The following is a 12289-nucleotide window of genomic DNA, read 5'->3' on the forward strand; positions in this document are numbered from 1 at the left end:
CTGCGCACCCCTCTCCCGCTATGCCGAGGCGTCGAATGAACCAGCTGGCCGATACAGTACAAAGGGATTTGCTGGCCGCCATCGACCGTGACGAGCTGGTCTTGCCGACCATGCCGGAAGTCGCCCTGAAAATTCGTGAAGCGGCCGAGGACGACAACGTCAGCGTCAATCGTCTGAGTCAGGTCATCGCTCAGGACGCAGCGTTGTCGGCGCGCTTGCTCAAGGTAGTCAACAGCCCACTGCTGCGCGCCAGTTTCGAGGTCACCGACGTGCGTACGGCGATCAATCGACTGGGCGTCAACTACAGCAGCAACCTGGCCATCGGCCTGGTCATCGAACAGATCTTCCACGCCCGCGCGCCTGCTGTGCAGAGCCGCATGCGCGAGGCCTGGCGGACCAGCCTGGAGGTGGCCGGCATGTGCACCGAGCTGGCGCGACGATTCACCACGCTCAAGCCCGACCGCGCCGCCCTCGCCGGCCTGGTGCACCAGATCGGCGTATTGCCGATCCTGACCTATGCCCAGGAGCACAACGAGCTGCTCGCGGACCCGGTGAGCCTCACCCATGTGATCGAGCATATCCATCCGCAGATAGGCGACCACATTCTGCACAAGTGGGACTTTCCAGCCATGCTCGCGCAGGTGCCCGGTCAGTTCCTGGACCTGAACCGGCATAACACGGAAACCGATTATGGCGATCTGGTGATGATCGTCACGCTGTTGCGCCTGCCGCACAATACGGGCCTGCCGACCCTGGTCGAGCATCCGGCGTATCAACGCCTGGAAATCAAGCAAAGCCCGGTGCTGCTGGCCAGCGATCTGCTGCAGGCACAGTCGCTGCTGAACTAGAGCGCGAAGTCGACGCGCACCTTCAAGCCGCCCCTGGCGCCATCGTGCAGGCTGATGCGCGCCATGTGTGCGCGGCAGATTTCACCGACGATGGCCAGCCCCAACCCGGTTCCGCTGCTCTGCGCATTGCGCCGGTAGAAGCGCTCGAAGACTCGATCGCGTTCGTCCGCCGGAATGCCTGGCCCGTCGTCCTCGACCTCAAGCACTCCGGGGGCCAGCACGCGCAGAATGACGTTGCCGCCGGCTGGGGTATGCGCGAGGGCGTTGTCCACCAGGTTGCTGAGCAGCTCGTTGAGCAGCGTCGGCTCGCCGCGCAGCCAGATGGGCTCGTCGGCCTCCAGCGCCAGCGCCACACCTCGTCCATGGGCCAGAGGGGCCATGGCCATGCCCAGTTCGCGGGCCAGCTGGCTCAGGTCCAGGCGCTGGGCGCCGCCCTCGGCAATGGCCCGCGCGCCGTTCTCGACGCGGGCCAGCGACAGTAACTGATTGGCCAGGTGGGTGAGTTTGTCGGTACCTTCCACCGCCTGCTGCAGGGTGGTGCGCCAGACTTCCGGCTGTTCGGCGCGCAGGCCCAACTCCACCCTCGCCTTGAGCGCTGCCAGCGGCGTGCGCAGCTCGTGGGCAGCATCGGCAATGAACTGCGCCTGACGTTCGAACTGGACACGCAGGCGCTCGGTGAAATGGTTGAGGGCCTGCACCAGTGGCCACAGTTCGCGCTGGACCTCGACCAGCGGCAGAGGGCGCAGGTCGTCGGGCTGACGGTCTTCGACTTCGTCGCGCAGGCGCTCCAGGGGCCGCAGGGCAGCGCTGACCGTGACCCACACCAGCAACAAGGCGCCGCCGCCGAGCATGCCCAGGCGCAACAAGGTGTCGGCCATCAGGCTGCGCGCCATCGACACCCGCGCCTCTTCGGTCTCGGCCACGCGAATCTCCGCCATGCCGATCATGTTTGGTTCGCTGACCGCCTTGAGCAGGCTCACCACGCGTACGTCCTGCCCCAGATAACGGCCGCTGTAGAATGTGGCCAGGGCCGGGTAGTCGTCCGTGCGCGGGGTGCCGCGCGGCGGCGCCGGCAGGTTTTCGTAGCCGGAGATCAGCTTGTGGTCGATGTCGTTGACCTGATAGTAGATGCGCCCGGCGCTGTCGTAGGCGAAGGTATCCAGGGCCACGTAGGGCACGTCGGCACTGAGCGTGCCGTCGCGCTGGGAAAGCCCGGCGGCGATGGTGCGCGCCGAGGCCAGCAGGGTCCGGTCATAAGCCGTGTCGGCTGCTTCGCGGCCATTCCAGTAGGCACTCAAGCCGCTGGCCAGCATGAGGAAGACCAGCAGCATGGCGAGGTTCCACAGCAGCCGCCAACGCAGGCTGCTGACTTCACGCATCGCGGCTTTCCAGCAGGTAGCCCAGACCGCGGAAGGTGACGATGGCGATCGGTTGTTTGTCGAGCTTCTTGCGCAGGCGGTGCACATAGATCTCGATGGCGTCGGCGCTGGCCTCCTCGTCCAGGCCGAATACCTGGGCCGCCAACTGCTCCTTGCTCATCACCCGACCCGGACGGGCAATCAGCGCCTCGAGCACGGCCTGTTCGCGCGAGGTCAGGGTCAGCAGCTCCTTGCCCAGGGTGAAGCGTCGCGTATCCAGGTCATAGGCCAGCGGACCACAGCGCTGCTGGCGCTCGCCACCGAGTACGGTGCGCCGCAGCAGGGCCTTGACCCGGGCTTCCAGCTCGGTGAGTTCGAACGGTTTGGCCAGGTAGTCGTCGGCGCCCAGGTTCAAGCCATGGACGCGGTCCTTGACGTCGCTGCGCGCCGTGAGCATCAGCACCGGCAGGTTCTTGCCTCGCGCTCGCAGGCGCGCCAGCACCTCGAAACCATCGAGCCTGGGCAGGCCGACATCGAGTATCGCGGCGGCGTATTCCTCGCTGGCCAGGGCCAGATCTGCCGCCACCCCGTCGTGCAGCACATCGACGGTCAAGCCGGTGGCCTTCAGCGCCTGGGCGACACTTTCGGCCAACTGCAGGTGATCTTCTACAAGCAGGACACGCATCGGTATTCCTCACGGCCAATCTTTTCTATGTCGGGATGATGTTGCCGTAGTACGGTATTCGCTGCTGTCAGCGCCAGCTGCGAAAGGCTCATCAACCGCTTTATGTGCCCGAGTTTACAGGCCCGTGCCGGACTGTGAAGCAGTCTTGGCAGATTGACCGCCACTGAAAGCTTGGTGAAAGGTTCGCAACATAAGGTTTCAGCAAGGCGAGTCCGTAGAGACCTGCCACGCAAACGTCACGATACGTTTTCGATAACAAGAACAACAATGGAGAAATACCCATGATCCGCGCCATGCGTCCGCTTGCCCTGGCTGTCAGCTGCCTGTTCATCAGTGCCCCGCTGCTTGCCCAGGAAGAACCCAAACGTCCTGAATGCATTGCCCCAGCCTCGCCTGGCGGTGGCTTCGACCTGACCTGCAAACTTGCCCAAAGCGCACTGGTCAACGAGAAACTGCTGTCCAAACCCATGCGCGTCACCTACATGCCCGGCGGCGTCGGCGCGGTGGCCTACAACGCGGTGGTCGCCCAGCGTCCAGCCGACGCAGGCACCCTGGTGGCATGGTCCAGCGGCTCGCTGCTCAACCTGGCGCAAGGCAAGTTCGGCCGTTTCGACGAAAGCGCCGTACGCTGGCTGGCCGCGGTAGGCACCAGCTATGGTGCCATCGCGGTCAAGAGCGACTCGCCCTACAAGACCCTGGATGACCTGGTCAAGGCACTCAAGGCTGACCCGAGCAAAGTCGTGATCGGCTCAGGCGGCACCGTCGGCAGCCAGGACTGGATGCAGACCGCGCTGATCGCCAAGGCCGCCGGGATCAACCCGCGTGACCTGCGCTATGTCGCCCTGGAAGGTGGCGGCGAAATCGCCACGGCCCTGCTCGGCGGCCACATCCAGGTCGGCAGCACGGACATCTCCGACTCCATGCCGCACATCCTCAGCGGTGACATGCGCCTGCTCGCGGTGTTCTCCGACAAGCGTCTGGACGAGCCGGAAATGAAGGACATCCCCACTGCCAAGGAGCAGGGCTACGACATCGTCTGGCCTGTGGTGCGCGGCTTCTACCTGGGGCCGAAGGTGACCGACGCCGAATACGACTGGTGGAAAGCGGCGTTCGACAAACTGCTGGCATCCGAAGAATTCGCCAAGCTGCGCGACCAGCGCGAGCTGTTCCCGTTCGCCATGACCGGGCAGGAGCTGGACACCTACGTGAAGAAACAGGTCGCCGAGTACAAGACCCTGGCCAAGGAATTCGGGCTGGTTCAGTAATCGGCCTGGGTCCGCGGGGGGCCATTCGCGGGCAGAGACCCGCTCCCACAGGGTTGGATAGACACGTCCACTGTGAGAGCGGATCTCTGCCCGCGAAGGCTTCCCTGCCGACACCACCATCGTCCTCCTTCACGAAGGAACATGACCATGATCATGATCGTTCAACGGCTTTTCGCCCTGCTGTTGCTGCTTGTCTGTGCCGGTCTGGCACTGATGGCCTGGCCCTACCAGGCACCCTTTTCCTATGAGCCGGTAGGCCCACGCGCCTACCCGTTGCTGATGCTGGGCCTGATGAGCCTGGCCTTGCTGTACCTGGTGTTTCGTCCCACTCCGATCGTGCACAGCGAGGAAGAACCGCCGCTGGACCGTCCGACCCTGAAGAAGATCGCCATGTGCATCGGCCTGTTGCTGGTGTTCGCCGGGATGTTCGAACCCCTGGGCTTCATTCTCAGCAGCATCCTGATCGGCATTCCGATGGCCCTGCTGTACGGCGGCCGCGCAGTGCCCAGCGTGATCATCATCACCTTGATGAGCATCGGCCTGTACGTGCTCTTCGATAAAGTCATGGACGTGCCGCTGCCCCTGGGCCTGCTCAGCGTTCTGGAGAACTGACATGGATACTCTTGGCTACCTGGGTCAGGGCTTCGGCGTTGCACTGACCCCTTACAACCTGATCACCGCTCTGTCGGGCACCCTGATCGGCACCGTGGTCGGCCTGCTGCCGGGCCTGGGACCGATCAACGGTGTCGCCCTGCTCATCCCGATCGCCTTCGCCCTGGGCCTGCCGCCGGAATCGGCACTGATCCTGCTGGCGGCGGTGTACCTGGGCTGCGAATACGGCGGTCGCATCAGCTCGATCCTGCTCAACATCCCTGGCGAAGCATCGACCGTGATGACCACTCTGGACGGCTACCCGATGGCCCGCCAGGGTCTGGCCGGCGTTGCGCTGTCGTTGTCCGCGTGGAGCTCGTTCATCGGTGCATTCATCGCCACCTGCGGCATGGTCATGTTTGCCCCGATCCTGGCCAAATGGGCGATTGCCTTCGGCCCTGCGGAATACTTCGTGCTGATGGTGTTCGCCATCGTCTGCCTGGGCGGCATGGCCGGCGACAGGCCGTTGAAGACGTTCATCGCGGCGCTGATCGGCCTGTTCCTGTCCAGTGTCGGCATCGACGCCAACAGCGGCGTGTACCGGTTCACCGGCGACAACATCCATCTGGCCGACGGTATCCAATTCGTGGTGCTGGTGCTGGGCCTTTTCTCGATCAGTGAAATCCTCCTGCTGCTGGAAAAGACTCACCACGGCAGCGTGGCCGTCACGGCCACCGGGCGCATGATGTTCAACCTCAAGGAAGCCGCTTCGGTGTTCTGGGTGAACATCCGCTGCGGCGTGCTGGGCTTCATCATGGGCGTATTGCCTGGTGCAGGCGCCACCCTGGCCAGCGCCGTGGCCTACACCACCGAGAAGCGCCTGGCGGGTGCCAGCGGCAAGTTCGGCCAAGGTGACAAGCGTGGCCTGGCCGCGCCGGAAACCGCCATTGGCGCCACCGCCTGCGGCGCTTTGGTACCGATGCTGACCCTTGGCGTACCGGGTTCGGGTACCACTGCAGTGATGATCGGCGCCCTGTCGCTGTACAACATCACTCCAGGCCCGCTGCTGTTCCAACAGCAACCGGACATCGTCTGGGGCCTGATCGCCTCGCTGTTCATTGCCAACATCATGCTGGTGATCCTGAACATCCCGATGATCCGCATCTTCACCAAGATCCTCGCCGTGCCGAACTGGGCACTGGTACCGGTCATCGCCATCATCACCGGCATCGGCGTCTACGCGGTCCACGCGACCACCTTCGACCTGTTCCTGATGATCGGTATCGGCATCTTCGGCTACATCCTGCGCAAGCTGGATTTCCCGCTGTCGCCCGTCCTGCTCGGTTTCATCCTGGGCGGCCTGATGGAGCAGAACCTGCGTCGCGCGCTGTCGATTTCCAACGGTGAGCTGCAGATTCTCTGGGGCAGCCCGATCACCGCAGGTGTCTGGATCCTGACCATTCTGATGCTGCTGCTGCCGGTGGTTCGTATCTGGCGCAAGCGCGCTGCCATGCGTCGTGCCGCTGCCGATGTTTGATCGGTTCCTGCACAGCTGGTGGGGTACACCCTTTGTCGGTCTGGCTGGCGGCTACCTCGCCAGCCTGATCGGCTGGCCGCTGCCCTGGATGATCGGCTCGTTGCTGGCGATCATCCTGGTGCGCTGCCTGACACCCTGGCAATTGGCGGAAATACCCAATGGCCGCAAGCTGGGCCAGTGGATTGTCGGCATAGGGATTGGCCTGCACTTCACCCCCTTGGTGATGGAGCAGGTCGGCGGCCATTTCGGCCTGATTTTTTTCGGAGCGCTGATCACCAGCGTTTCCAGTGCCGTGGGCGTGTGGCTGATGCTGCGCACCGGTGAGGACCGGGCCACGGCTTTTTTTTCCAGCATGCCCGGCGGTTCCGGCGAAATGGTCAACCTGGGCGCGCGCAACGGCGCCGACCTCAGCCGCGTCGCCGCAGGGCAGAGCCTGCGGGTGCTGGCAGTGGTGCTGTGCGTGCCGGCGCTGTTCAAATTCCTGATGGGCGACGGCACACCCATCAGCCATGAAGGCGGCGTCGACTGGGCCTGGCTGGCGTTGATCTTCCCCCTCGCCGGGGTGGCGGCCTGGATCTGGCAGCGACTGGACCAGCCCAACCCCTGGCTGTTCGGCCCCCTGCTGGTCAGCGCTGCCATGAGCGTAAGCTTCGATCTGCACATCGGCCTGCCGGACGGTGGCAGCCAGATCGGCCAGTGGCTGATCGGCAGCGGACTGGGCTGTCACTTCAATCGCGCGTTTTTCCGCCGCGCGCCATCGTTTCTCGCGCGTACGCTGGTCAGCACCGCTCTGACCATGGCCATTGCCGGCGGCTGCGCACTGGCCCTGAGTGCCCTGACCAACCTCGACCTGCGCTCGCTGACCCTGGGCATGATGCCCGGTGGCATTGCCGAGATGAGCCTGACCGCCGAGGTGCTGCAGCTGTCGGTACCGCTGGTGACAGCGATGCAGGTAATGCGCCTGCTGTTCGTGCTGTTTCTGGCTGAACCGCTGTTTCGCCAGTGGCAGAAGCGTCGGCCGGTGCCTTAGGGCAGGCGCCAGTCGATGGCGGTCAGACCGTTCTGCTCGAGAAATTTGTTGGCGCGGCTGAAGTGGCCGTTGCCGATGAAGCCCTTGTGCGCCGACAGCGGCGAGGGGTGCACAGAGGTCAGCAGCAGGTGCTTGCTGTTGTCGATCAGCTTCTGCTTGCTCTGCGCATGCGCGCCCCACAGCATGAACACCACGCTGGACTGTTGCTCGCTGACCACTTCGATGATGCGGTCGGTGAACGGCTGCCAGCCTTTCTTGGCATGGGCGGCGGCGTTTGCCCTCTCCACCGTCATGGTGGTGTTGAGCAGCAATACACCCTGCTCCGCCCAGCTCTGCAGATAGCCATGCTTGGGGATGTCGATGTTGAGGTCGCGCTTGAGCTCCTTGTAGATGTTCACCAGCGAAGGCGGCGTGGGGATGCCCGGCTGCACCGAGAAACACAAGCCATGCGCCTGGCCCGGACCGTGGTAGGGGTCCTGACCGAGAATCACGACTTTCACCTGATCCAACGGCGTGGTGTTGAGCGCGTTGAAGATCATCGGCCCGGGCGGATAGATTTCTTTGCCCAGCGCGTGCTCCTGACGCAGGAATTCGCGCAACTGGGCCATGTAAGGCTTGTCGAATTCCTCACGCAGTGCAGCTTTCCAGCTAGGCTCGAGTTTGATGCGGTCGTCTGTGCTCATATGTTCCCCAAAAAGAAGCAGGCACCCCGAAAACAGTAGGCACCGGAAATCAGTGGGCGGACGGTAGGAATGCGGACACGGAATGTCAAATCCAGACTGGATAGCGCACTGCAACCCTACACCGGCCCTTCGCGGTCATCGCTGCGCAGCGACCGCCCCTTTTGATGCGAGGTCAGGATGGATTTGAATTTCGAAGAACTCAGCGCCGGCAATGGCGCGCGGATCGGCGTCGCCTCCCTCAATGCGGAGAAAACCCTCAATGCTCTGACCTTGCCGATGCTCGAAGCGCTCGCGGGAAAATTCGATGAGTGGGCGCAGGATGACCGGGTAGTCTGTGTGGTGCTGCGCGGCGAAGGCGAGAAAGCCTTTTGCGCCGGTGGCGACGTACGCAGCCTGGTCCAGGCCTGCCGCGCCCACCCCGGCGAAGTGCCGCCGCTGGCAGCGCGTTTCTTCGCCGCCGAATACCGCTTCGACTACCGCCTGCACACCTACCCCAAACCAGTGATCTGCTGGGGGCACGGCTACGTACTGGGCGGTGGCATGGGCTTGCTGCAGGCGTCGAGCATTCGCATCGTCACGCCGAGCAGCCGCCTGGCCATGCCCGAAATCACCATCGGCCTGTACCCGGATGTCGGCGCCAGCGGATTCCTCTCGCGCATGCCCGGCAAGCTCGGTCTGTTTCTGGGCATGACCGGCGCGCAGATCAACGCCCGCGATGCCCTCGACCTGGGCCTGGCCGACCGCTGCATGCGCGACGACCAATACGAGGACCTGCTCGACGGCCTGCTGCAGCTGAACTGGCAGGAGCAGACAGCCATGCAGTTGAACAGCTTGCTCAAGGCCCTCGAACACGATGCGCGCGACAGTGCCCCAGCAGCGCAATGGCTGCCGCGGCGGGCCGCCATCGACGCCCAGCTGGACGTCAGCGATGCGCCGGGGGCCTGGCATGCACTGGTGCAATGGCAACGGCACGACGACCCCTTGCTGGCCAAGGCCGCAGGCAACCTTGCCAAGGGCTGTCCACTGACAGCGCACTTGATCTGGGCGCAATTGGCCCGCGCCCGCCACTTGTCGCTGGCTCAGGTGTTCCAGATGGAATACAGCCTGAGCCTGAACTGCTGCCGTCATCCCGAATTCAGCGAAGGCGTGCGTGCGCGCCTGATCGACAAGGACAACCAGCCACACTGGCATTGGCCCGACGTCGACCATGTACCGCAGGCGGTGGTCGAGGCGCATTTCAGCAAGGCCTGGGAAGGCCGTCATCCGTTGGCCGACCTTTGCGATTACTGAATGCAGGTGAAAAACGAAAACGGCGCCCTGAGGGCGCCGTTGCTGGCTAGTGTCGACCGCCACGGCCCGGGCCGCGGTCGGAGCCTCGACCCCGGTTCCAATCCTGGCCGTAATGCCGCGCCGGCCCGTCGCGCCAACGTGGGTCGGGTCCGCGTCCTGGCCTGAACCCCGGCCGGTAGTGCGGCGCCGGCGGACCGTAGTAGCGCGGTGGCGGCACCGCGTAATACCGTGGCGAAGAAAAGTAGCGCGGCCCCTCGTAGTAGCGCGGCGCCGGCGTCACGTAGTAACCGCTACCATAGGGCTGGCTGTAGGGGTAGTAGCCGCCTCTCGGCGAGCTGTCCACGGAATAGACTTCGGTGCGGTAGTAACCTCCCCCTCCATAGGGCACACAGGCACTTGTCAACAAGCCCAATACCACGATCAAAAGAGCTCTAGGGGACATAAGCGGCCTCCTGGACCGCGAGAGGGATCGAACCAGCACGACTGGTCGTTACCCGGAACGGTGGTTCTGGGCATAACTCAGACAGCAGGAAAGATACTGCATTTCACTCGGCAATAAATTGATACAAAGCGTTCTGCGTTGACGCTTTTCGCCGACCTGCAGGGCGCTGAAGTAGAATGCCACGTTCATACCTTCACGGATCGCTCATGACCACGCTCGCGCTGACCGACAGCCGCCTTTGCCCAGCCTGCGGCGGCCGCAACGACTGCACATTGGCCGATGCCAAGACGGCCGCGCAGCCGTGCTGGTGCTACACGGTCAGAATCGACCCCGCCGTGCTGCGGGCTTTGCCCGAGCATCTGCGCAACGCCGCCTGCTTGTGTCCGCGCTGCGCTCGGGTGAATGAGCAACTGTCTGAATCGGGGGCATAGCGCAGCGATGCGTCTGGACAGATTCCTTTCCAATTTCGAACGTTTCAACCGGCAGCAGGTGCGCCTGGCCTTGATCGCAGGACGGGTACAGGTGGATGGCAGCGTGGTCCGCGACCCGCTGCACGCTGTCTCAGAGTTCAGCGAAGTACGGCTTGACCAGGCGTTGTTGCAGGCCGGCTATCCTGCTCGCTACCTGATGCTGCACAAACCGCCTGGTTGCGTCAGCGCCACGCAGGATCCGCAGCATCGCACCGTTCTTGACCTGCTCGAGGTGCCCGACAAGCACCAGTTGCACATCGCCGGGCGACTGGATTTCAACACCACCGGACTGATGATCCTGACCAACGATGGGCAATGGTCACGCCGCCTGACCCACCCGGCCACCAAGCTGCCCAAGGTGTACTTGGTCGAAACCGAGCAGGTCATCGAACCCCATTACGTCGAGACGTTCGCCAGGGGCATCTACTTCGCCTTCGAAGACCTCACCACCCTGCCCGCCCACCTCGACATCCTCGGCCCGCGCCTGGCGCGCCTGAGCATCGTCGAAGGGCGTTACCACCAGGTGAAGCGGATGTTCGGGCACTTCCAGAACAAGGTGCTCACGCTGCACCGCGAGCGCATCGGCGCGCTGATGCTCGATGACAGCCTGCGACCCGGCCAGTACCGCAGCTTGAGCGCAGAGGAGATCGGTTTGGTTTGAGAGGGATCGCGCAGAGAAACAAAAATTATCGCTTCAAATTGCCAGGCACTTCTGGTACAAAGTCAGCCGCCCGGAGCAGGTGTCGAAAGACGCAGCGCACCGAGGTCGTCAAGCTGGCAATCGAGTTCGCAATGAACTGCCAGCGGCACGGAAACAACGCGTCATGCGGGTATAGTTTAGTGGTAAAACGAAAGCTTCCCAAGCTTTAGTTGAGGGTTCGATTCCCTCTACCCGCTCCAGTTTTCATGACCCTCCAAACCTCACAATCCCCCACTGCGAAGCCTATTAGCGCATTGCGCGTCCCACTCTGCTCAGCTCCAGTTCACTGAACCAGACCACTCTACGCCGCCTACGCCACTCTCAATCCGCCACTCACAAACGAAGTCTCAAAACACAAACCGATGCCCCATCTCCCCCTCCATCCACGTCAGAAACCGCCTGACCCTGGGAAAGGACGAATGGGCTTTGGGAAACACCAAGTGGTGAGCAGCAACAGCGGCACTCAACGATTCAGGCGCAACTTCCACAAGTGCGCCCGACGAGAGATATTTCTGTGCCAGCAGCGTACTTTCCAGTGCAAAACCAAGGCCGTGGCTTGCAGCCTCCAATGTCATGTAGGAACGATCGAAGCTCAACGCATAGGGATGCTCGGGGCGGGCCAGGCCGTGCTGTGCGAACCATTCGGGCCATTGGAGCAGCGTCGCTTCCGAGAGGATCAGTTCCTTGTTCAGCAAGTCACCAGCGCTTGCGACTGGACGTTTTGCCAACAACTGTGGAGAAGCCAGCACCGCAAAGGCTTCGTTGCGCACCGTTCGCACTTCATAGCTGGGCCAGTTGGGCAGGCCATGACGTATGTCGACGTCGATCTTGTCCCGGCTGAAGTGCAGTGACTCGTAGGAACACGACAGGTTGATCTGGATATCGGGGTGACTCACGCGGAATGCTTCCAGGCGCGGCATCAGCCAAAGCAGGCCGAAGCTTGGAGACGAGTGCAGTCGCAGGCAGTCGAGACTCACGTCACTGGCGGCTCTTTCGGTCGCCACCTCGAGGCTGTGCAGCAAACCGGAAATATCCTTGAGGTACTGCTCGCCCACCGGGGTGAGGGTGACGCCACGGGCAGCGCGCACGAAAAGCTGGCGGCCGATCATCGCTTCCAGATTCGCCAACTGATGGCTGACAGCTGAGGGTGTCAGATTCAATACTTCGGCTGCCCTGGCGAGATTGCCAAAGCGGGCCGTTTGCTCGAAGGCTTGAATGGCCCTCAGCGGTGGCAGGTCCCGGGGCGCACTGTCGTGAACGCGCATAAGTACTCGGCTCTTATTGTTGAGATTTTCTGGGCGAGTCTTATTCAATCATCCTGCGTGTCTGGTGACGAGAAGTGAATTTTCCTCAGCTAGCAGTGAGGCTTGCAATATTGCTGGATGCGCGT

At 63.0% G+C, this 12289-nt stretch carries 13 protein-coding genes and 1 tRNA gene; 9 read left to right on the plus strand and 5 right to left on the minus strand.

What is annotated here, in order from left to right; genetic code table 11:
• The first annotated feature begins 35 nt into the window (after positions 1 to 35).
• A complete protein-coding gene (locus tag IFT57_RS03460; RefSeq protein WP_192150518.1) occupies positions 36 to 848 on the plus strand; it encodes an HDOD domain-containing protein in 813 nt (270 codons plus the stop codon).
• Here the strand turns inward: IFT57_RS03460 and IFT57_RS03465 are convergent.
• Both IFT57_RS03465 and IFT57_RS03470 read right to left on the minus strand, forming a co-directional pair.
• Entirely contained in the window at positions 845 to 2227 is a 1383-nt protein-coding gene (locus IFT57_RS03465) for a sensor histidine kinase (RefSeq protein WP_122797202.1), read from the minus strand. The genes IFT57_RS03460 and IFT57_RS03465 overlap by 4 nt on opposite strands.
• A complete protein-coding gene (locus tag IFT57_RS03470; RefSeq protein ID WP_049860714.1) occupies positions 2220 to 2891 on the minus strand; it encodes a response regulator in 672 nt (223 codons plus the stop codon). The genes IFT57_RS03465 and IFT57_RS03470 overlap by 8 nt, the downstream gene beginning before the upstream one ends.
• A gap of 281 nt (positions 2892 to 3172) precedes the next feature.
• Between IFT57_RS03470 and IFT57_RS03475 the strand changes: the two genes are divergently transcribed.
• From IFT57_RS03475 to IFT57_RS03490, 4 genes are all read left to right on the plus strand, one after another.
• Complete coding sequence (locus tag IFT57_RS03475; RefSeq protein ID WP_122713340.1) at positions 3173 to 4156, plus strand: Bug family tripartite tricarboxylate transporter substrate binding protein; 984 nt, start codon at positions 3173 to 3175, stop codon at positions 4154 to 4156.
• Positions 4157 to 4309: 153 nt separating this feature from the next.
• The gene (locus tag IFT57_RS03480; protein ID WP_056845167.1) at positions 4310 to 4768 is read left to right on the plus strand and encodes a tripartite tricarboxylate transporter TctB family protein; all 459 of its coding nucleotides are present in this window, start codon (positions 4310 to 4312) and stop codon (positions 4766 to 4768) included.
• 1 nt (position 4769) lies between these two features.
• The gene (locus IFT57_RS03485) at positions 4770 to 6284 is read left to right on the plus strand and encodes a tripartite tricarboxylate transporter permease (protein WP_122479373.1); all 1515 of its coding nucleotides are present in this window, start codon (positions 4770 to 4772) and stop codon (positions 6282 to 6284) included.
• Entirely contained in the window at positions 6277 to 7314 is a 1038-nt protein-coding gene (locus tag IFT57_RS03490; protein ID WP_122713619.1) for an AbrB family transcriptional regulator, read from the plus strand. The genes IFT57_RS03485 and IFT57_RS03490 overlap by 8 nt, the downstream gene beginning before the upstream one ends.
• Here the strand turns inward: IFT57_RS03490 and ung are convergent.
• Positions 7311 to 7997 carry a uracil-DNA glycosylase gene (ung, locus tag IFT57_RS03495; RefSeq protein WP_192150520.1) on the minus strand — a complete coding sequence of 229 codons (687 nt, stop codon included), beginning with the start codon at positions 7995 to 7997 and terminating at the stop codon, positions 7311 to 7313. The two genes, IFT57_RS03490 and ung, sit on opposite strands and share 4 nt — an antisense overlap.
• Positions 7998 to 8174: 177 nt before the next feature.
• Between ung and IFT57_RS03500 the strand changes: the two genes are divergently transcribed.
• Positions 8175 to 9287: an enoyl-CoA hydratase/isomerase family protein gene (locus tag IFT57_RS03500; protein WP_192150522.1), complete on the plus strand. Its 1113-nt coding sequence runs from the start codon at positions 8175 to 8177 to the stop codon at positions 9285 to 9287.
• Positions 9288 to 9333: 46 nt separating this feature from the next.
• On the opposite strand, the gene IFT57_RS03505 is transcribed toward IFT57_RS03500, so the two are convergent.
• Complete coding sequence (locus IFT57_RS03505; protein ID WP_192050790.1) at positions 9334 to 9729, minus strand: hypothetical protein; 396 nt, start codon at positions 9727 to 9729, stop codon at positions 9334 to 9336.
• A gap of 221 nt (positions 9730 to 9950) precedes the next feature.
• Between IFT57_RS03505 and IFT57_RS03510 the strand changes: the two genes are divergently transcribed.
• The 3 genes from IFT57_RS03510 to IFT57_RS03520 all read left to right on the plus strand — a co-directional run bounded on the left by IFT57_RS03510 (position 9951) and on the right by IFT57_RS03520 (position 11099).
• Positions 9951 to 10160, plus strand: a complete 210-nt coding sequence (locus tag IFT57_RS03510; protein ID WP_122797467.1) for a cysteine-rich CWC family protein — start codon at positions 9951 to 9953, stop codon at positions 10158 to 10160.
• A 7-nt stretch (positions 10161 to 10167) separates the two neighbouring features.
• Positions 10168 to 10860: a pseudouridine synthase gene (locus tag IFT57_RS03515; RefSeq protein ID WP_192150525.1), complete on the plus strand. Its 693-nt coding sequence runs from the start codon at positions 10168 to 10170 to the stop codon at positions 10858 to 10860.
• A 165-nt stretch (positions 10861 to 11025) separates the two neighbouring features.
• Positions 11026 to 11099, plus strand: a tRNA-Gly gene (locus tag IFT57_RS03520).
• Between the two features lie 147 nt (positions 11100 to 11246).
• Here IFT57_RS03520 and IFT57_RS03525 read toward each other — a convergent pair.
• Positions 11247 to 12164: a LysR substrate-binding domain-containing protein gene (locus tag IFT57_RS03525; protein WP_122797197.1), complete on the minus strand. Its 918-nt coding sequence runs from the start codon at positions 12162 to 12164 to the stop codon at positions 11247 to 11249.
• Positions 12165 to 12289 lie beyond the last annotated feature (125 nt).

The sequence above is a fragment of the Pseudomonas sp. CFBP 13719 genome (genome assembly GCF_014842095.1).
Taxonomy (GTDB): domain Bacteria; phylum Pseudomonadota; class Gammaproteobacteria; order Pseudomonadales; family Pseudomonadaceae; genus Aquipseudomonas.

What these genes read in the sequence shown, in the direction of transcription:
- IFT57_RS03505 (WP_192050790.1), bottom strand. Translation starts at nt 9,729, where the DNA reads ATGTCCCCTAGAGCTCTTTTGATCGTGGTATTGGGCTTGTTGACAAGT.
- ung (WP_192150520.1), bottom strand. Translation starts at nt 7,997, where the DNA reads ATGAGCACAGACGACCGCATCAAACTCGAGCCTAGCTGGAAAGCTGCA.
- IFT57_RS03480 (WP_056845167.1), top strand. Translation starts at nt 4,310, where the DNA reads ATGATCGTTCAACGGCTTTTCGCCCTGCTGTTGCTGCTTGTCTGTGCC.
- IFT57_RS03500 (WP_192150522.1), top strand. Translation starts at nt 8,175, where the DNA reads ATGGATTTGAATTTCGAAGAACTCAGCGCCGGCAATGGCGCGCGGATC.
- IFT57_RS03470 (WP_049860714.1), bottom strand. Translation starts at nt 2,891, where the DNA reads ATGCGTGTCCTGCTTGTAGAAGATCACCTGCAGTTGGCCGAAAGTGTC.
- IFT57_RS03475 (WP_122713340.1), top strand. Translation starts at nt 3,173, where the DNA reads ATGATCCGCGCCATGCGTCCGCTTGCCCTGGCTGTCAGCTGCCTGTTC.
- IFT57_RS03490 (WP_122713619.1), top strand. Translation starts at nt 6,277, where the DNA reads ATGTTTGATCGGTTCCTGCACAGCTGGTGGGGTACACCCTTTGTCGGT.
- IFT57_RS03460 (WP_192150518.1), top strand. Translation starts at nt 36, where the DNA reads ATGAACCAGCTGGCCGATACAGTACAAAGGGATTTGCTGGCCGCCATC.
- IFT57_RS03465 (WP_122797202.1), bottom strand. Translation starts at nt 2,227, where the DNA reads ATGCGTGAAGTCAGCAGCCTGCGTTGGCGGCTGCTGTGGAACCTCGCC.
- IFT57_RS03515 (WP_192150525.1), top strand. Translation starts at nt 10,168, where the DNA reads ATGCGTCTGGACAGATTCCTTTCCAATTTCGAACGTTTCAACCGGCAG.
- IFT57_RS03525 (WP_122797197.1), bottom strand. Translation starts at nt 12,164, where the DNA reads ATGCGCGTTCACGACAGTGCGCCCCGGGACCTGCCACCGCTGAGGGCC.
- IFT57_RS03485 (WP_122479373.1), top strand. Translation starts at nt 4,770, where the DNA reads ATGGATACTCTTGGCTACCTGGGTCAGGGCTTCGGCGTTGCACTGACC.